This is a genomic window from Streptomyces diastatochromogenes (genome assembly GCF_002242805.1).
Lineage (GTDB): Bacteria > Actinomycetota > Actinomycetes > Streptomycetales > Streptomycetaceae > Streptomyces > Streptomyces diastatochromogenes.
Map to the genome: position 1 here is coordinate 180,028 of NZ_MCGQ01000007.1, position 19,183 is coordinate 199,210.

Below are 19,183 nucleotides of genomic sequence, written 5' to 3' on the forward strand. Positions count from 1 at the left end.
GCCTCACCCGGAGATCTTGATGGTGGCGGAGGAGAAGGTGGGCAGCTGCAGGGTCACCTCGGTGGTGTCCTCGGGCGGGGAAGGAAACTGCATGAAGACCTGCAGCGACTGCCCCCCTTTGAGCGTGTTCAGCCCGGTTGTGGTGAGCGGGCGGCCCTCTGTATCGCGCAGTACGTAGTAGCGCTTCTTGCCCTTGGAGTCGACAAGGGTGGCTCCGCCAAGGGATGGGCCGTTCTTGGTGATCTCGGTTTCATTGCCGCTGAGGGCGGACGGGATGAGCAGATCCTTGGACCCGTCGTTCTTCAAGGTGCCGTTCACAGTGACGAAGCCACCGGAATCACGCTGAGCGGACGTGACCTGCAGGAGCAGACCGTCTGAGCCCTTCAACTCGGCCAACGGAGTGTCCGACTGCCCCTCTTGGGTACTCGGGTCCGCTCCACCGGACGCGGAGGCGGACGCCGTACGGTCCGGCTTCTTGGCGTCATCGCCACCGCCACCACCGCAGCCGGCCACACCGAGGGCCAGACCGGCCACAACGGTCAGCGCGACCATCCCCCTGGTGGCCTTCCCAGTGACCCGAATGCTCATGACTCTGCTTCCTTCTTTACGTCAGTCAGCCAGGTGGACGTCGAAAAGATCCTCGGGCCTCGGGAGGTCGGCGAGGTCGTCCGGGTTCAGGTCCCAGTCCCGGTCCTTGCAGGTGAGTCGCGGCAGCGCGTCGTTCCCCGCGCCTTCCCCAGGGAGTTCGAACGTGCAGAGGGGTTCGATCACGGCCCTGGCGGACGCCGTCGAGTGGACGTTCTCGGTTCCGGGAACGATGGACTTGCCGACGGACTTCTGAGTCCTGGCCGTGACCGTGAACGCGAGTGGCTCCGGCGAGTCACACTGCGCTTGGGCGTCGTTCTGCGCTGCGAGTTGATCTGCGCGCCAGCACGATGGTCCGAGCGGCACCTTGCCGTCGAAGTCGTCCTGCCACTTGGTCGGGTCGAGGACATCCTCCACCCATTTCGCCGCGAGTTGGTCGCGCCTGTTCTGTGCGGCGGCGAGCGCCGCAGCGTCAGCCGCGGTCTGGGCACCGCCCCGATTGACCGCGGCCTGGCCGACGGCGAGGTAGGCCAACGCAAGAAAGAGCAGGCCTGCCACCACCGTGATGTAGATGGGGAAGGCCTGCCCTGCGTCGCGGCGCGGAGGAATCAGCCGCCGGTGACCTCGGTGATCTTGTTCCTGATCGCATCGAAGATCGTCTGGCCGATGCTCGTACCCGTGATCGCCAACACGATCGCCACGACCACCGCGATGATGCCGAGGTACTCCACCGCCGTCTGCCCCTTGTCGCTGCGGGCAACCCGGGCCTGCAGATACGCGACGGTGGTGTTGAACCAGTTGCTCATGGTGGTCCCCTCCGGGTTCGCCTCCGATCCGGAAAACGTACGTGGGGACACACACCCCACGAGAGGGCCCCCGGACCCAACCCCGGACCCAATCCACCTCACGCCACCCCCAACCACTTCGCGGCCGCCTGCGACCTGCTTGTGCTGTGGAGCTTGGCGAAGATGCGGTTGATGTGGTTCTTGACCGTCTTCTCGCTGATGAAGCAGGCCGCGGCGATCTGCTGGTTGGTCATGCCGGATGCGATGAGGTCCATGATCTCCGCCTCCCTGGCACTCAGTTGGAACCGCGACCGAAACGACTGTCCCACATCGGATTGCAGTTGCGAAAGGTTTTGAGGTGGAATTCCACCGAGAAGACTTGAGAGTTCCGGCTCCGTGTGTGCAGGTGCACTCGACTGAAGGTGAGCCAGTAACGCCTTCGCCGCCCCCGGAGTCACATGCGGCCGTCCCTCCCGCACATCCCGTACCGCCCTCACCAGTTGCTCCGCCGTGAACTCCCCGTGCACCAGATATCCCCCCGCCCCCAGCCGCAAGGCCTCCTGCACGGTCTCCGTCTCGTGGCTGTAGGTGAGCATCATGACGGGGGCCAGCCGGACCAGGTGGGGCAACGCCGAGATTCCGTCGACTCCGGGCATGCGGACGTCGAGGAGGATGACGTCGGGCCGGTGCCGCAGCGCCGCCTCGTACGCCTCGCGGCCGTCCGCCGCCTCGCCGACCACCGTGGTGTCCTCGCGGTCGGAGAGGAGGGCCGTGAGGCCCGCGCGGATCACGGGGTTGTCGTCGGCCACCACGAGGCGCAGGGGGGCCGTGGCGGTGGGCGCCGGGAAGTCCTGGCCGGGTGGGTTCCGGTGCTGCATCGGGTGCCTCCTCTCAGGTTTCCTGGATGGGGGGCTGGATGGGGAGATCGGACGCCAGGGCACGCAGCGGCAGGTCCACGACGACCTGAGTGCCCCGCTCGTGGTCCCCGCGCCCGATACGGATCCGCGCCCCTGCGGAAGCCGCACGCTCCACCATGCCGAGCAGGCCGAAATGGCCGGAGTGGCGGAGGTGTTCGAGGGTGGTGCCGGGGGGCAGGCCCCGGCCGTCGTCGTAGATCGTCAGGCGGAGCAGGTCCCCCTCAACGCCCGCGGTCAGTTCCACCTGGGTCGCCGACGCGTGGCGGTGGGCGTTCTCCAGCGCTTCCGTGGCGATGGCGAGGAGGTCGCGGGCGACGGGTGGCGGGATGGATGGGACAGGGACTGAGCCCGTCTCACTCCACACCACCCTTAGTCCCGTGCGAGTAGTGAAGTCGACCGTGCGCGCGAGCAGTTCGGTCCAGAGGTCCCTCGCCCCGCCCGAGCCCCCCTCCTGGCGCAGGTCAGTCAGCAGCTCCCTCGACTCCGCCGCCGCCCTCCGCGCCGACCGGGACACCAGTTCCGCCTGCTGCCGGATGCGGTCCGGGTCGGGGGTGTCCGCCGATGCCGTCGTCGCCAGGCCGTCGGCTGCGAGGGCCACCCCGTACAGGGTCTTGGCCACCGAGTCGTGCATCTCGCGGGCCAGCCGGGCCCGTTCCGCGTGGACCGCCTCCGTCGCCGCCAGGCGGGCCTGGGCCGCCGTGAGGGCCTGGGTGGCCGCGCCGAAGCGGAGCATCAGGTTGCGCAGGGTCGAGCCCATCGCGCCGGCGATGACGCACAGGCCGGGCAGGAGGAGGGATTCCGCCACGCCCGCCTGGCCGCCGGGCTTCAGGGTGGCGTGGACCAGGAGCAGGATCAGCGATTGCAGGGACGCGAAGCAGGCCGCGCCCCGCCAGCTGTAGACCAGGCCCGCCAGCAGCGGGGTGCAGACGCTGACGTAGGCGAGGGTGGTGTCCGGGCCCGCCGAGATCAGGAGGAGGGAGCCGAAGAGGGTGTCGGCCGCGAGCAGGCTGGGGTGGCGCAGGAGGAGGGGGCCGAAGCGCTCCCAGTCGCGGAAGAGGACGTAGGACACCATGAAGGTGACGACCACGGCCGCCCCGACCAGGCGGACGCCCAGGCCCGGGGCCGCGTTGAGGAGGGCCGCGGGGGCCGCCAGGACGATCATCGCCAGCCGGAAGCCGAAGACCTGGCGGCACATCGCCTGCAGGGCCCGTATCTGGATCTTCTCGGAGGGCTCGGGGACCGAAGCCTCCATGCGAGACGTCCGGGACATCGCCGACGGCCGTTTCGACCGGAGGTGCCCCAGAAGCGCGAGCCACCCCCTCCCCACCCCCCGAAGGGACAGCCGCCTCCCCGGCCCCATCGCTCCCATCGTCGTCACCGCCGCTCACTTCCCCGTGAGCGAGCCGAAGTCCACGCCCGAGCCCAGCAGCAGGCCCGCGCCGAGCAGGAGCATCGTCGCCGGGACCATGAACGTGGTGATCATCAGCGTGGCCTTGGGCACCGCGCGCGCGGCCTTGCGGCGGGCGTTCTGGGCATCCGTGCGTCGCATGTCCTTGGCCAGGGAGACGAGGGTGTCGACGATCGGGGCGCCCAGTTCCTCCCCCTGCTGCAGGGCCGTGACGAACATGGCCACCTGCTCGGAGTCGTTCCTGCGCCGAAGCTCCGCGAAGGCCTGGCGGCGGCTCATGCCGAGGTCCATCTGGCGGAGGGTGATGCGGAGTTCGTCCGCCCAGGGGCCCTCGTACCGCGAAGCCACCCGGTCCAGGGCCTGCCGGAAGCCCAGCCCGGCGCTGACCACCACCGCCAGCACGTCCAGGAAGTCCGGCAGCGTCCGCTCGATCACGTCCTTGCGGACCCGGATCGCCGACCAGATGCCGACCTCCGTCCAGAATGCCCCGAAGAGGAGAAGGAGCAGGGCCACGAACCACTGGCCGCGGAGCAGGAACACCAGGAAGCCGACGCCGCCGAGGGCGCCGTAGACCGCGCGGCGGGCCGCGTAGCGGTCGATGGTCAGACCGCCGGGGTTGCCCGCGAGGTCGATCCTGCGGCGGTACTTGGCGACCAGGCGGGGGCCCATCAGGCGCAGCACCGCGGGGGCGTAGCGCATGCCCATGCGGTCGATCACCGAGTCGACCGCGCCGGTGCGGGTGGCGCCGACCTCCAGGGCGAGCGCCAGGTCACCGGGGAGTTTGGCCTCCGCGCGGTACATCCGGATGCCGGCGAAGACGCCCCAGACGCCGAGGCCCATCAGCAGTGCGAGCAGTATTCCCACCATCAGGCCAGCCCCCTCACACGTCGATCCGGCTCATGCGGCGGATGAGGACGAAGCCGACGGCGTACATCGCGAACGCGATGATCACGCAGGCCTGGCCGACCGATGAGCCGGTCATCCGCTCCAGGGCGCCGTCCTTGACCCCGTTCATCAGGAACAGGGCGCCGATGCCGAGGACGGGGACGGCGTACGACGTCATGGTCACCTGGGAGAGCTGGGTGCGGATCTCGCGTCGGGTCTCCTTGCGTTCCTCCAGGGTCTCGGTCAGGTTCCGGAGTGCTGACACCACCTGGCCTCCCGCCCTGTTCGACAGCACCAAGGTCGTGACGAGTACGACCAGTTCGCGGGAGGGGAGGCGGTCGGCCAGTTCGCCGAGCGCGTCGTCCAGGGAGTGGCCGATCGCCAACTGGTCGGAAACCTTGGCCAGTTCTTCCCCGGCCGGGGCGTCCAGCTCCTCGGCCGCCATGCCGATCGCGGTGCGCAGGGCCAGGCCCGCCTGGGTGGCGTTGGCCAGGATGCGGGCCAGTTCGGGGAGCTGGTTGATGAAGCGCTCGATGCGTTTCTGGCGCTGCCAGTTGAGGAACTGGAGCGCCGCCCAGATGCCCAGCAGACCCGCGAGCGGGCCGAAGAAGGGGGCCAGGGTGGCCTGGCCGATCAGCCAGAGGGCGGCGACCGCGGCGAGCATGTAGGCGAAGAACTCGCCCGGGGTGACGTCCAGGCCGGTGGCCGCCAGCCTCAGCTCCAGTCTGCGGCCCAGTGCCGTACGGCGCAGGCGGCGGTCCAGGTTGCGGAAGCGGCGCCGGCGGCCGGTGGCCGGGGCCTGGCCCGTGTGGGACAACCGCTGTACCAGCTCGGCGCGTTGGGCCCGGCCGGCCGCGTAGGTGTGCACGCCGACGACGGCCAGGACGCAGGTCAGCAGGGCGACACCGGTGGTGAGCTGGACGAGGGTGGGGAGTTCCATGGGCCTACCTGGCTTCTCGGGTGGCGAGCTGGTCCGCGGAGTGGGCGACGCCGAAGGCCTGCGGGATGGGCTGGCCCGCCATGTAGAGGCGGTCGGCGGTACGGCGTGGCAGCGGGAAGTACTCGAAGGCGCCGTACACGCGACCGTCGTGGGTCATGGGCCGGGCGTGGAAGCGGGCCGCGGTCGCCAGCCGGTACGGCTCGCCGCCGTGGCTGTCGAGCAGGGCGATCTCGGTGATGCGGCGGGCGCCGTCGGCGAACCGGGTGAGCTGGACGAGGACGTCGACGGCGCTGTTGATCTGGTCGTGCAGGGCCACGAAGGGCACCTCGACGTCGGACATGGAGGCGAGGGTCTGCAGCCGGGTGAGCGCGTCCTCGGCGCTGTTGGCGTGGACCGTGGCCAGGGAGCCGTCGTGGCCCGTGGACATGGCCTGGAGCATGTCGAGGGACTCGCCGCCGCGGACCTCGCCGACCACGATCCGGTCGGGCCGCATGCGCAGCGAGTTGCGGACCAGGTCGCGGATGGTGACCTGGCCCTTGCCCTCGACGTTCGGCGGCCTCGACTCCAGCCGGACCACATGGGTCTGCTGGAGCTGGAGTTCGGCCGAGTCCTCGATGGTGATGATGCGTTCATGGGCCGGGATCAGACCCGAGAGCGCGTTCAGCAGGGTGGTCTTCCCGGTGCCCGTCGCCCCCGAGACGATGATGTTGAACTTGGCCTGCACCAGTCCGGCCAGCAGGAACACCATGTGCTCGTCGAGCGAGCCGAAGCCGACCAGCTCCTGGAGGGTGAAGGAGCGCGGGAAGCGGCGGATGGTGAGGATCGGGCCGGTCAGCGACAGCGGCGGGATGATGACGTTGACGCGCTCGCCGGAGGGAAGGCGGGCGTCCACCATCGGGTTCGACTCGTCCACCCGTCGGTTGACCGTCGACACGATCCGCTCGATGGTCTGCATCAACTGGTCGCCGGAGACGAAGCGCAGCGGCAGCTGCTCCACCCGGCCGCCGCGTTCCACGAAGATCGCGTCCGGGCCGTTGACCATGATCTCGGTGATCGACGCGTCCTCGAGGAGCGGTTCCAGGATGCCGAGGCCCAGCGCCTCGTCCACCACACGGCGGATCAGCTGGGAGCGCTCCACCGTCGACAGCACCGGGCCCTCGCGGCTGATGATGTGCCCGAGCACCCGTTCGAGGCGGGCCCGGCGCTCCGCGGCGGCCAGCGAACTCATCTCCGCGAGGTCGATCTCCTCCAGCAGCTTGGCCCGGTAGGAGGCGACCAGATGCCCGTCCTCGCCCCGGCTGCCGTGCTCCTCCGGAGTGTTGATGCGTGCCCGCAGGCTCATGGGTTCGCTTCTCCTCGGTCAGTGGTCGCGGGGCATGGTGGCGGACTTCTCGGCGGGGTCGAAGTGCCAGCCGGGGACGATCTGGGGGATGTGGACCGACGCGGTGACGGTGACCGAGTCGTCCCCTCCCCCGCTCTCGCCGCAGGTCACCGTGAGCCCGCCGCTGACCGCCTGCGCACACGCCTGTTGAGCCGACTGCCCCAGCGACGCGGCCCGCGCCCCCGCCCGGGCCGCCGTACCGGCCTGCTCGGCGGCGTAGGCGACCGCCCCGATCTGGATGCCGGCCAGCCCGACGATCAGCAGGACGGGGACGAACCCGAGGTACTCGATGGCGACCTGGCCCGCATCGCGGCGACGACGGCGGTACGACATCTCAGTCCTTCACCTCCTCCACGGCACCGGCGTGGCCGTGCACCGTGACGGGGAAGTCGATCGAGCCCGGGAAGAGGACGGGCACCTTGACGTCGACATCGGCCGTGACATAGCCGGACGGACTGCAGGTCACCGACGCGCCCCCCTTCCACGCCCCCGACAGGTGCTTGAGCCCGGCCGCCTCGCACGCGGCCTGCCGCGCACCGCCCCGGTGCGCCGCCGTACCCGCCCGCACACCCTCGTCCGCAGCATTCCCCGCGAGCGTGTACGCGTACCCCACGAGCACGCACTGCCACATGAGCACCAGCGTCAGGATGATCAGCGGAGTCATCCCGAGGAACTCGATGCTGACCTGCCCCCGATCGCCTCCCGGCCGTCTGCGCACGCCTCACTCCTTCCGCCGCCGGAAGCCGACTGCCCCGCGGCCGCCCCCGCGATGGGACGCTTCGGGCGCCTTCGCCAGCCCCAGTTCCCCGGCGAGCCCCCACAGGGCCTGCTTCACCGTGCTCCTGCTGTCCAGCTCGTGCAGCCGTCCGGCGTCCACGACCCCCTGCAGCTCCTTGAAGTTGGCGGGTACGGCGATACGCGCCACCGCCGTACCGGTGATCCGCTGGACCAGCGCCGGCTGGATCTCCGTACTCCGCGTATGGCGGTTGACGACCACCGTCGTCTCCTCGGCCTTGCGGATCTGCAGCCGGTCCCACATGCGCACGGTCCGCTTGGCGGCCCGTACGGCGACCACGTCGGGCGTGGTCACCAGCAGGGCGGTGTCGGCCATCTCCACGGCCACCGCGCTCGCCGCGCCGAGCTGGGCGCCGCAGTCCACCACGACGACCTCGTACCGGGAGCGCAGGACGCCGACGATCAGGCGGGCGGCCCGGTCGGTGACCTCCTCGCCGCGCTCGCCCTCGCCGGGGGCGAGCAGCAGGGCGAGGCCGGTGTCATGGCGGAAGACGGCGTCGGCGAGGACGCGCGGGGTGATGTCGCTGATGGCGGCGAGGTCCACGACCGAGCGGCGGAACTGGACGTCCAGGTAGGAGGCGATGTCGCCGGTCTGCAGGTCGAGGTCGACCAGGGCGGTGGACCGGCCGGAGGCCTGGGCGGCGAGCGCGAGCTGGATCGCGGTCAGGGTCGCGCCGACGCCTCCCTTGGCGCCGCTGACCGTGACGACCGTGCCGCCGACACCGCCGAGGACGTCGGAGGCACCGTGGCCGAGATGGCGCCGTACCCCCGTCGACCACTGGGCGACGGCCTGGACGCGGCCGGCGAGTTCCTCGTACGACAGCGGGAGCGCGACCAGGCCGCGGGCGCCGGAGTCCATGGCGGCGGCGAACAGGCCGGGGCTCGTGTCGGTGGTGACAAGTATGACGCCGACGGCGGGAAAGCGGAGCGCGACCTCGCGGATCAGCTCCAGGGCCGGAACCGGCCCGATCCGCTCGTGTACGACGACCACCTCGGGCAGCTCGTCCACCGACTCGGCGGCGAGGCGGGCGAGGGTGTCGACCAGCTGGGTGGAGTCACCGACGGGCGGCTGCGGTTCGGCGTCGGGGAGCTGGCTGAGCAGGGTGGTGAGGGAGCGGACGGCGTCCGGGTCCGCACCGGCCGGAAGGATCCTGGTGGGCATGCGGGCCGCCTCTCACTTGTCCGTCGCGAGTTCGTAGGTGCGGTCCTTGTCCGGGACGCTGGTCTCGCTGCCGGGTGCCACCAGAGCGAGCCGGACGCGCTGGGCGAAGGACTCGGCGTAGGTGATGCGCTGGGCGTCGAGGGTGGACAGCGCGAAGGTGATGGGGACGGCCTCGGTGGGCTGCTGCTGGTTCTTGCTGCTGTCGGGATCGAGGGCGGTGATGTGGCCGACGTCGAGGACCCGGGCGTTGGTGACGATGATCTTCGACTGGTCGGGGTCGCCGTCCTTCTTTCCCTCGAAGGTGGCGTACACGTTGACGCGCGCCCCCGGCGTGATCTTCCCCGCCACACCCGTGGCAGCGTCGATCATGATGGCGACCTCCTGCTGGCCCGGCTGGAGGGCGGGCTGGTCGACGATCATGTCGGTCTGCAGCAGGGACCCGGCGCGCAGCGTGGTGACGGCGATCTTGCCCTGGATCTGCCGCAGATCGGTGACGGCGTTGCCGGACAGCCACCGCTTCGGCATCTTGATCTTCTCGAACTGGTCCGTGTCCAGCGCGGTGTACGGCTGCACATCGGACCTGACCCGGTAGGCACTGACCTCGGGTCCGACCTTGGACTGCACGTCGTCGACGACGGAGAGCACGCCGGCGAACGCGCCGAGGGCGCACAGGACCGACAGGATCAGGAGTATCACGCCGCGGCGCTGACGGGAGTTCATGAACCGTGCAACCTCATTGGGGGAATCGGTCGAGCGGGAGGGTGAGTGACGTCGGTGCGGGTCAGGCGGGCGTGCGTTGCTCCAGGGCGCGGGGAGCCGGGGGTTCGTGGACGGGCGGGGTGGCGGAGCAGAACACGCAGAGGTCGCCTATGACATCGAGGCCGCACCAGTGACACCTGGACTGCCGGACCGAGGTGACCAGTTGGTACAGGACCGACAGATCCGCGAGATAGCTGCAGAACTCGACCATCCGCCCGGTCCCCCACCACCGCGGGGACTCGGCGGGCAGCGGGGTCTCGCGCAGCCCGTGCGGGCCCCACGCCTCCGCCAGCCCGGCGATCCAGTCCGTCTGCAACTGCCCCTTGGCGACGAGCATCCACGTACTGAACTCGGGTCCCTTGAGCGTGGCGCCGGGGGCGACCTTGACGAGCTGCGGCTCGGGATGGGCGACGACGGCGAACTGGCTGCCCGGCACCCACGACTTGGCATGCGCCTTGAGCCCGACAGGCACCCGGTCGAGCCTCGCGACCGAGCCGAGAACGGCACCGGCGTGGATGTAGTGGGTGAGCAGCCGCCCGGCCGAGGCCAGCACACCCGGACTGAGATCGCAGGAGGCGAGCTGCCGCAACTGCCTGGCCAGCACGGCCGTACCGAGCGGGGGAAGCTCGGGCCGGAACAGGGCGATACGGTCGCTCTCCAGCAACGACCGCAGGGTGTACAGCCGCCGTATCACAGGCTCCGGAACGGCCTGGGAGCACACGACCACGACATACCCGTACTGCTCGGTCAGAGCGTGGAGTTCGGTGAGGGCGTGGTCGAGCGGGCGCTGGTCGAGGTCGCGCAGCACGACGGCGGGCATGGTCCGTTCGTCCTGCGCCGGCAGTGCCATGTCGGCACTGGTCACGGCAATGACAGTTGGCACGCGCAGCTCCCCGCTTCTTCACACCCTTCGGCCCACCGGCGTAACTCCAATGCGCCAGGACGACTTCATTGCGTGACTACCTGAGCACTGTATCCACGCCCCAATGACCGGAGAACAGCGTTTGTGTAGCTCGTGTGGAACGCCCTGGGCACAAGTCCCGCCAAAACCGGACAGGTTGAGCATCGGACCAGGGGTGATTTTGGTCTGGACCTCTTGACAGCGCAATTGGTCTGGACCAACTTGTAGGCCAGCGGTGGCCACCGTCCCTCACCCCTCTCCCCGCAGACTCCCCACCGGAGGCCCCAGTGGACCGCGCCCCAAACATGCCCAGACGCAGACGACGGATCGCGATGTGGTCCGCCGCCACCTCCCTAGCCCTCTCGGTGGCAGGCCTCGCGGCCACCCCCGCGTCCGCGGCGGACGTCAACAACGTCAAGAACGCCGGCTTCGAGTCGGGCCTGACCAACTGGACGTGCACGGCGTCCAGCGGCACGACGGTCTCCTCCCCGGTCCACTCCGGCGCCTCGGCCCTGAAGGCGACCCCGGCCGGGCAGGACAACGCCCAGTGCACCCAGTCGGTGGCGGTGAAGCCCAACTCCACGTACACACTGAGCGCGTGGGTGCAGGGCGGCTACTCCTACCTGGGCGTGACGGGCACGGGCACGACGGACGTGTCGACCTGGACCCCCGACTCGTCCTCCTGGAAGCAGCTGTCGACGACGTTCACGACGGGCGCGTCGACCACATCGGTCACGGTGTACACACACGGCTGGTACGGACAGGCCGCGTACTACGCGGACGACGTCTCGGTCTACGGCCCGGACGGGGGCGGTGGCGGCGACCCGGCGCCGACCGTCCCATCCGCACCTTCTGGCCTCTCGGTCTCCGGCACGACCTCGTCGTCCGTGTCGCTGTCGTGGTCCGCGGTGTCGGGCGCGACGGGCTACAACGTCTACCGCAACGGCACGAAGGTGACGGCGGTGACGGGCACCTCGGCGACCGTGACCGGCCTGTCGGCGTCGACGTCGTACTCCTTCCAGGTCACGGCCACCAACTCGGCGGGTGAGTCGGCGAAGTCGGCGACGGTGACGGCTACGACGACCTCCGGGAGCAGCGGCGGAGGCGGGGGGACTCTCCCCAAGCACGCCGTGACGGGCTACTGGCAGAACTTCAACAACGGCGCGACGGTCCAGAAGCTCTCCGACGTCCCCTCCGCGTACGACATCATCGCGGTGGCCTTCGCGGACGCGACCTCGACCCCGGGCGCGGTCTCGTTCAACCTGGACTCGGCCGGCCTCGGCGGCTACACGGTCGACCAGTTCAAGGCGGACATCAAGGCCAAGCAGGCGGCCGGCAAGAAGGTCATCGTCTCCATCGGCGGCCAGAACGGCACGGTGTCGGTGAGCGACTCGACCTCGGCGACCAACTTCGCGAACTCGGTGTACTCGTTGATGCAGACGTACGGCTTCGACGGCGTGGACATCGACCTGGAGAACGGCCTGAACGCGACCTACATGACGCAGGCACTGCGCGCGCTGTCGGCGAAGGCGGGCTCGTCCCTGATCATCACGATGGCTCCGCAGACGATCGACATGCAGTCGACGTCGAACTCCTACTTCCAGACGGCGCTGAACGTGAAGGACATCCTCACGGTCGTCAACATGCAGTACTACAACAGCGGTTCCATGCTGGGCTGCGACGGCAAGGTGTACTCGCAGGGCTCGGTGGACTTCCTCACGGCCCTCGCCTGCATCCAGCTGGAGGGCGGCCTGTCCCCGTCCCAGGTGGGCCTGGGCCTGCCGGCCTCGACGAGCGCGGCGGGCAGCGGGTACGTGTCGCCCTCCGTGGTGAACAACGCGCTGGACTGCCTGGCCAAGGGCACGGGCTGCGGTTCCTTCAAGCCTTCGAAGACGTACCCCGATCTGCGGGGCGCGATGACCTGGTCGACGAACTGGGACGCGGCTTCGGGGAACGCGTGGTCGGGCTCGGTGGGGGCGCATGTGCACGGGATGTCGTGACGTGAGCGTCTTGATCGTCTCGGTCGTCTCGGTCGTCTCGGTGTGACGACGCGCCCGGGCCCCGGTGTGGGGTCCGGGCGTCGTCGCGTCTGCCTCTCTGCCGGTGGACGGATTCAGCCAAAGGCCCTCCAGTGTGCCGAGTACCGCGTTGCGTTCGGCAACGGACCGATGTGATGATCCCGGACATGGCTGATCACGGGGGTGGCGCCGACTCGTCGGGGCCGATACGCAGGTCGCCTCTGGCGGACTACGCGGAGCCGGCCGGCGCGGACGTATCTCATGGGGCTCCTGCTCCCTCCCAGGCAGAGGACGTCGCGCGCAGGCGCCGTGAGTTCGCCGCCGTACTGGGCGAGTTCCGCCGTACGGCCGTGCTGGTCCCCCTCGACGAGGCCTCGGTTCCAATGACCGCGGACCACGGCAGCATCCGCTGGATCCTGGCCTTCTCGAACGAGTCGACGCTGGCGCGATTCGCGATCGCGCGGGGTGAAGGGGACCGGGAATGGGCGTACCAGCGGGTGCTGGGCGCCAGGTTGCTGGATGCAGGGGTTCCGGCCGTCGGGGTGCCGTGCGGGGTGGCCCTGGATGCGGCCAGCGGGGACGAAGGGGTGCTGTTCCCGCCAGTGGTGGGGATCGTGCCGGACTCGGCGGCCGTAGACGTGAGGAACGGGGAGGCATCGCGGTGAGCGGGGGAGCGGGCGGCAAGGACATCAGGGCTGCCGGGCTGGACGAGATATCGAAGGGCATCACTCAAACGCTCGCTGAGCTGAAGGAGCTGGGCGTCGACAGTCTGGCGGGTGTGGGCCGGGGCTTCTCGAACCTGGAGCTGTCCGGGCTCCAGCTGGGCAACGAGGGTTTGACGTCGAAGTTCCAATCTTTCTGCGAGCGTTGGGAGTGGGGTGTGCGCGCCCTGGTGGCCGAGGGCAACACCTTCGCGGAGGACGTGGGGTTGTCGGCGGGCACGCTGTACGAGACGGACCAGTACGTCGGCGGCGCGTTGAAGGTCGGCTACAACTCGCTGGTGGGCAATCCGTACGCGTCCGAGGACGACGTCGAGAAGATGAGCTGGGATCAGCTGCGGCAAAGCAGCGCCGACGCCCTCACCCACCCCGACTACAGCGGGAAGTCCTTCTCGGACGCGTGGGAACAGGGCAAGCAGAGTGGCAAGGACGCCGGGCGTGACGTGATGACCGGGTCGGTGGGGCTGCCGCCGGGCGTGACCATGGACAACGTCAACCGGGCGACCGGGAACAGCGGCGAGTACAACCGCATGCTGGACGACTTGTGGGGCCCGTCCCCGGAGGAACGCGCCCGCGCCGCTGAGCAGCAGCAGAAGCAGCAGCGGGACGGGAGTGCCGGCTGATGGGGCTCGGTGACCTGACCAACGACCTTCTCGGTGGCGCCGGGCACGTCATTGACTCCGGGAAGAAGTTCGTCGGAGAGGGTATCGACAAGGGCACCGACCTCGTCGGTGCGGGCTTGGACAAGGCCGGTGCCCACGGCTGGGCGGACAAGGTCGAGAACTGGGGCGACGGGGCCGCATCCGCTCTGGGCGCCACGCCGGGCGAGAAGCAGCTCGGCGAGAGCGACGACCCGACCGACCTGGTCCACGGCAACGCAGCGGACATCCGGGCCACCGCCAAGCACCTGAAGGACTTCCACAAGGCCTTCGACAATGTCGGCCAGGGCATGCGGAAGCTGGATTCCTCGCAGTGGCAGGGTGAGGCGGCGGAGGCGTTCCGCGAGAAGTTCGCGATGCATCCGGTGAAGTGGCTGCATGCGGCGGACGCCTGCGCCAAGGCTGCCGCGGCCCTGGAGACGTACGCGGAGACGGTCACCTGGGCACAGAAGCAGGCCAAGGACGCGATCGACCTGTACAAGGCGGGCACGGAGGCCTCTGCGAAGGCGGCGGTCGCGTACAAGAAGAAGGCTGACGCGTACAAGGCCGCTGTGTCCTCCGGCGACAAGGACCCCGGCCCGGACCCCGGCAACTTCCACGACCCCGGCACCGCAGACCTCAAACGGGCCGACGAAGTCCTTCACGAGGCCCGCAAGCAGCGCAATACCGCTGCCGACACCGCCACCAAGGCCGTCGACACGGCCCTCGCCCACGCCCCCGCCGAACCGCCCGCGCTGACCCGGCTCAAGGTGGACGCCGCCGACGGCTTCGACGCCTTCAACACCGAGGCCGTCCACTTCGGCGGCGGCGCCGTCAAGGCCACGACGGGCATGGTGAGCATGGCGCTCAACGCCAACCCACTGAACCCGTACACCCTGGCCCACCCCGCCGAAGCCCTTAAGCACCAGGCGATGACGCTGGCCGGCCTCGTCTCCAGCGCCACGCATCCGGAACAGGCCCTGAAGCAGAACTTGGCCGACTTCGCCAAGGATCCGTCCGAGTTCTTCGGACGGCTCGCTCCCCAGGCTCTGACCGGTGGAGCAGGGATGGAGGCGAACGGGGTGCGGGCTGCGGCTGGGGAGAGAGCCGCAGCAGCGGACGCGGCAAAAGCAGCTGCGAAGCACGAGGGACAGGCGGGCGCCGGGGCAGAGACCGGGAACTCTGCCCGGCAGACCGTGAACGAAGATCCACCAGCGACCTCCCACGAGCAGAACAGCACGGTAAGCAAGGGCACCGACCCGATCAGCCTCGCCACCGGCAAGATGTACCTGCCGCAGACGGACGTCGCGCTCCCCGGCGTACTGCCCCTGATTCTCAAGCGGCGCGTGGAGTCCGGCTACCACCTGGGGCGCTGGTTCGGCCCGTCCTGGTCCTCCACTCTGGACCAGCGCCTGGAGATCGACGCCGAGGGAGTCGTCTTCGTCACGGAGGACGGCCTGCTCCTGGCGTACCCGCACCCGGCCCCCGGCCTGCCCACCCTCCCCAGCCGCGGCCCCCGCTGGCCCTTGGACCGCGTGACCGACGGCTACACGATCACGGACCCCGGCACACACCGCACCTGGCACTTCGCCGACCGAGGCGAAAACCTGGCGGTGCTGGAGCAGATAGACGACCGCAACGGCAACTGGATCACCTTCGAGTACGACGCGGAGGGTACGCCGATCACGGTCGTCGCGAGCAGCGGGCAGGCTGTACGTGTCACCACGGAATCCGGCCGCATCACGGCCTTCCACCTGGCCGCAACCGGCGAGGAGCTGAAGCGTTACGGCTACACGGATGGCAACCTCACGGAGGTCTACAACTCCTCAGGCCTCCCGCTCCGCTTCACGTATGACGAGGCGGGCCGGATCACCTCTTGGACGGACTCGAACGACCGCAGCTACACGTACGAGTACGACGACCGGGACCGCTGCATAGCCGAGGGCGGCTCGGCGGGACACATGGCCCTGCGTCTGACCTACGGGGACCCGGACCCGGAAACCGGTCTTCGGACCACGACAGCGACGACGGGTGAGGGTCACACCCGCCGCTACCTCGTCAACGCCGCCTGGCAGGTGATCGCGGAGATCGATGCACTCGGTGCGACCACGCACTACCAACGCGACCGCTACAACCGCCTGCTGTTCCAGACAGACCCGCTGGGCCACACGACGACGCTCCGCTACGACGAAGAGGGCAACCTGACGTCGGTCGTCCGCCCGACGGCCGCGAGGCGAGGGCGGAGCACAACGAACTCGGCCTGCCGGTCAAGGTGGTCAACCCGGACGGCACGGTATTCCGCCAGGCCTACGACGAGCGCGGCAACCGCACCTCGGTGACGGACCCGGCGGGTCAGACAACCCACTTCACCTACACGGAGGCCGGCCACCTCACCTCCGTGACCGACCCGCTCGGCAACACGACAAGGATCGTCTGCGACCGCGCAGGCCTCCCGCTGGAGATCACGAACCCGCTGGGCGCGACCACCCGCTACGAGCGGAACGCCTTCGGCCGCCCGACCGCGATCACGGACCCCACCGGCGCAACGACGCTGCTGGAATGGTCGATAGAGGGCCACTTGACCCGGCGTACGACCGCAGACGGCACCTCCGAGTCCTGGACGTACGACGGCGAGGGCAACTGCACCAGCCACACCGACCCGATCGGCGGAGTCTCCCGCTTCGAGTACACCCACTTCGACCTGCTGACGGCCCGCACGGGCCCGGACGGGGTCCGCTACGAGTTCGAGCACGACAGCGAACTGCGCCTGACGAAGGTCACCAACCCACAGGGCCTGACGTGGACGTACGAGTACGACGCGGCGGGCCGTCTGGTGACGGAGACGGACTTCGACGACCGAAGCCTGACCTACGCATACGACCCTGCAGGTCGTCTCACCTCGCGCAGAAACGTTCTCGGCGAGGAGGTGTCCTTCGAGCGGAACGAACTGGGCCAGGTGACTCGCAAGGACGCGGCCGGCCAGATCTCGACCTACGCCTACGACCTCACCGACCAGCTGGCGCAAGCAACAGGCCCGGACGGCACCACCCTCACCCTCCTCCGCGACCGCTACGGTCGCCTGCACTCGGAAACGGTCAACGGCCGCACCCTGACGTATACCTACGACGCCCTGGGCCGCCGCACCAGCCGCACGACCCCCACAGGTGCCACCACCACCTGGTTGTACGACGCCGTGGGCCGCCGCACCGGCATGGTGGCCTCGGGCCGCGCCATCGACTTCACGTACGACGAGGCAGGACGCGAACTGACACGTCGGCTTGGCGGGACGATCGCGGTGGAGCACACCTTCGACATACTCGGCCGCCTGACGACCCAGTCGGTGACGGGTGTCGAGAGCCGCACCGTCCAACACCGGGCGTACACCTACCGAGCAGACGGCAACCTGATCGGCATCGACGATCAGCTCATGGGCAGCTCCCGCCACTTCGACCTGGACGCGGCGGGCCGGGTGACGGCGGTACATGCGGCGGGCTGGACGGAGCGGTACGCGTACGACGAGGCGGGAAACCAGACACAAGCGAGCTGGCCGGCCAACCACCCCGGCCAGGAGGCAGTCGGCTCCCGCACCTACACAGGCACCCGCATCACGCGCGCCGGCAACGTCCGCTACGAACACGACGCCCTGGGCCGCATCACCCTCCGTCAGAAAACCCGCCTGTCCCGCAAACCCGAAACCTGGCGCTACGAATGGGACGCCGAAGACCGCCTGACATCAGTGGTGACCCCCGACGGCACCCGCTGGCGCTACACCTACGACCCCCTGGGCCGCCGCACCGCAAAACTCCGCCTCGCGCCGGACGTCGAAACAGTCGTAGAACGAGTGGACTTCACGTGGGACGGCACAACACTATGCGAACAGACCGCTAAGTCCCACGATCTCCCAAATCCGGTCACCCTCACCTGGGATCACCAGGACCTGCGTCCTCTGAGCCAAATTGAACGCATCACCGCAGGCGACGCATCCCAGGACGAGATCGACTCCCGCTTCTTCGCCATAATCACCGACCTGGTCGGCACACCTAGCGAGCTCATAGACGAGCAGGGCGACATCGCCTGGCACACCCGCAGCACCCTGTGGGGAACGACGGCATGGGCAGCCAATAGCACGGCCTACACACCCCTACGCTTCCCTGGCCAGTACTACGACCCAGAATCCGGCCTCCATTACAACTACTTCCGCCACTACGACCCCGAAACTGCCCGCTACCTCACACCCGACCCGCTCGGGCTTTCACCTTCCCCGAATCCGTCCGGATACGTACAGAACCCGAACACGTGGTTCGACCCCTTGGGATTGTCCCCTTACTCGAATTCGCAACAAACAGAAGTTGAAGAGAAAGCGGACGGGAATCAGTGGAGGGACTTGAGCAAAGCAACAGGAAAGACCACCCAGGCCAGAAATCGCGCCATAGAGGCAATCATAAAGGAGGACTTCCCTGATCTTAAATTTACGCATCAACCGCAGTACAGCCCCTGGGTGAATACAGGTATAGCGAGGCTCAACGAGGGCACCCACATCGGATGGAAATCCTTTGTCAGTAGACATGAACTACGAGACAGCCTGGTACATGAAGAGCTACATCATCGGTGGTATTCTCGCGGCATACCGCCCGGCACCCACCACCCGCGCGACGGGTCCGGCCTATCCGACCGCTTTTACGAAATAAAAAACCGATACCTGAGAATGAGGGGCTGGATTGACTGAGCAAGCTGCAAGGGTTACCGAAAACTGCGGGAACTGCCAGTCAGAAATTGAGGGCTGGGCAGTACAATTGACACGCAATCGGCGACTTCGCTGGGAGATGGATTGGGCGTGCAACGAGTGCGGTAATTGGCGAGACGGAGACTGGGGGCCCGCCCCGGACTATGTGCGCGATGCGATCCTAAATAGTCACGGCTACTATCGCCTGAAAATTTTGACCGAATCCCCTCCTGGGGGGAAGGCACTCAAGGCGTTCCGTGACGCATTGGGAGTATCGCTTAAACAAGCCAGAGATTCAGCGCTCGAAGCTAGCACCGAAGGCTTCCGGGGTACGTACGTAGAAACAATGCTGATTCGTGAGCTACTTGAGGCCAGCGGCATCATATCCAGCATTGTTTCCGAAAAGGCACGGGAAGAAGACCCACACAACACCTGATCGCCGGAGCGCGCGGGCCTGGCTGATTTCTCTTGAACGCACGCACAGCCACCCTCACCAATTTGGAGCAAGTACGATCCAGTTTCCGCCTGGGATGTGATCGAAAAAGTTTGAGGTCTCGATACCCCCAC

Annotated in this window: 17 protein-coding genes and 1 pseudogene; 5 read left to right on the top strand and 13 right to left on the bottom strand. The window is 68.5% G+C overall.

What is annotated here, in order from left to right; translation table 11 throughout:
• Positions 1 to 3: 3 nt before the first annotated feature.
• From BEK98_RS05375 to BEK98_RS05435, 13 genes are all read right to left on the bottom strand, one after another.
• On the bottom strand, positions 4 to 588 hold the full coding sequence (locus BEK98_RS05375; protein WP_094215221.1) for a hypothetical protein: 585 nt from the start codon (positions 586 to 588) through the stop codon (positions 4 to 6).
• Between the two features lie 21 nt (positions 589 to 609).
• Positions 610 to 1,194 (bottom strand): pilus assembly protein TadG-related protein, encoded by a 585-nt coding sequence (locus BEK98_RS05380; RefSeq protein WP_094215722.1) that lies wholly within the window; start codon positions 1,192 to 1,194, stop codon positions 610 to 612.
• Positions 1,194 to 1,391: a Flp family type IVb pilin gene (locus BEK98_RS05385; RefSeq protein WP_094215222.1), complete on the bottom strand. Its 198-nt coding sequence runs from the start codon at positions 1,389 to 1,391 to the stop codon at positions 1,194 to 1,196. The genes BEK98_RS05380 and BEK98_RS05385 overlap by 1 nt, the downstream gene beginning before the upstream one ends.
• A gap of 98 nt (positions 1,392 to 1,489) precedes the next feature.
• Positions 1,490 to 2,248 carry a response regulator gene (locus BEK98_RS05390; protein WP_094215223.1) on the bottom strand — a complete coding sequence of 253 codons (759 nt, stop codon included), beginning with the start codon at positions 2,246 to 2,248 and terminating at the stop codon, positions 1,490 to 1,492.
• A 13-nt stretch (positions 2,249 to 2,261) separates the two neighbouring features.
• A complete protein-coding gene (locus tag BEK98_RS05395; RefSeq protein WP_244201754.1) occupies positions 2,262 to 3,539 on the bottom strand; it encodes a sensor histidine kinase in 1,278 nt (425 codons plus the stop codon).
• A gap of 132 nt (positions 3,540 to 3,671) precedes the next feature.
• A complete protein-coding gene (locus BEK98_RS05400) occupies positions 3,672 to 4,559 on the bottom strand; it encodes a DUF5936 domain-containing protein (protein WP_094215723.1) in 888 nt (295 codons plus the stop codon).
• Between the two features lie 16 nt (positions 4,560 to 4,575).
• Positions 4,576 to 5,520 carry a type II secretion system F family protein gene (locus BEK98_RS05405; protein WP_094215224.1) on the bottom strand — a complete coding sequence of 315 codons (945 nt, stop codon included), beginning with the start codon at positions 5,518 to 5,520 and terminating at the stop codon, positions 4,576 to 4,578.
• A gap of 4 nt (positions 5,521 to 5,524) precedes the next feature.
• Positions 5,525 to 6,862 (bottom strand): TadA family conjugal transfer-associated ATPase, encoded by a 1,338-nt coding sequence (locus BEK98_RS05410; RefSeq protein ID WP_094215225.1) that lies wholly within the window; start codon positions 6,860 to 6,862, stop codon positions 5,525 to 5,527.
• Between the two features lie 18 nt (positions 6,863 to 6,880).
• Positions 6,881 to 7,234, bottom strand: a complete 354-nt coding sequence (locus tag BEK98_RS05415; protein ID WP_094215226.1) for a TadE/TadG family type IV pilus assembly protein — start codon at positions 7,232 to 7,234, stop codon at positions 6,881 to 6,883.
• Between the two features lies 1 nt (position 7,235).
• Complete coding sequence (locus BEK98_RS05420) at positions 7,236 to 7,619, bottom strand: TadE/TadG family type IV pilus assembly protein (RefSeq protein ID WP_094215227.1); 384 nt, start codon at positions 7,617 to 7,619, stop codon at positions 7,236 to 7,238.
• Positions 7,620 to 7,622: 3 nt separating this feature from the next.
• On the bottom strand, positions 7,623 to 8,858 hold the full coding sequence (locus BEK98_RS05425) for a CpaE/TadZ family protein (protein WP_094215228.1): 1,236 nt from the start codon (positions 8,856 to 8,858) through the stop codon (positions 7,623 to 7,625).
• A 12-nt stretch (positions 8,859 to 8,870) separates the two neighbouring features.
• Entirely contained in the window at positions 8,871 to 9,578 is a 708-nt protein-coding gene (gene cpaB / locus BEK98_RS05430) for a Flp pilus assembly protein CpaB (RefSeq protein WP_094215229.1), read from the bottom strand.
• 61 nt (positions 9,579 to 9,639) lie between these two features.
• Complete coding sequence (locus BEK98_RS05435) at positions 9,640 to 10,482, bottom strand: hypothetical protein (protein WP_094215230.1); 843 nt, start codon at positions 10,480 to 10,482, stop codon at positions 9,640 to 9,642.
• Positions 10,483 to 10,823: 341 nt separating this feature from the next.
• Here BEK98_RS05435 and BEK98_RS05445 point away from each other — a divergent pair, with 341 nt between their 5' ends.
• The 5 genes and pseudogenes from BEK98_RS05445 to BEK98_RS49540 all read left to right on the top strand — a co-directional run bounded on the left by BEK98_RS05445 (position 10,824) and on the right by BEK98_RS49540 (position 19,052).
• The gene (locus BEK98_RS05445) at positions 10,824 to 12,518 is read left to right on the top strand and encodes a chitinase (protein WP_094215232.1); all 1,695 of its coding nucleotides are present in this window, start codon (positions 10,824 to 10,826) and stop codon (positions 12,516 to 12,518) included.
• Positions 12,519 to 12,703: 185 nt separating this feature from the next.
• Positions 12,704 to 13,201 carry a hypothetical protein gene (locus BEK98_RS05450; RefSeq protein ID WP_094215725.1) on the top strand — a complete coding sequence of 166 codons (498 nt, stop codon included), beginning with the start codon at positions 12,704 to 12,706 and terminating at the stop codon, positions 13,199 to 13,201.
• On the top strand, positions 13,198 to 13,878 hold the full coding sequence (locus BEK98_RS05455) for a hypothetical protein (protein ID WP_094215233.1): 681 nt from the start codon (positions 13,198 to 13,200) through the stop codon (positions 13,876 to 13,878). Before BEK98_RS05450 ends, BEK98_RS05455 begins: the two co-directional genes overlap by 4 nt.
• Positions 13,878 to 18,619, top strand: a pseudogene (locus BEK98_RS51250) (putative T7SS-secreted protein). The gene BEK98_RS05455 and the pseudogene BEK98_RS51250 overlap by 1 nt, the downstream one beginning before the upstream one ends.
• Before the next feature lie 163 nt (positions 18,620 to 18,782).
• Positions 18,783 to 19,052 carry a hypothetical protein gene (locus BEK98_RS49540; RefSeq protein WP_208643015.1) on the top strand — a complete coding sequence of 90 codons (270 nt, stop codon included), beginning with the start codon at positions 18,783 to 18,785 and terminating at the stop codon, positions 19,050 to 19,052.
• Positions 19,053 to 19,183: the final 131 nt, after the last annotated feature.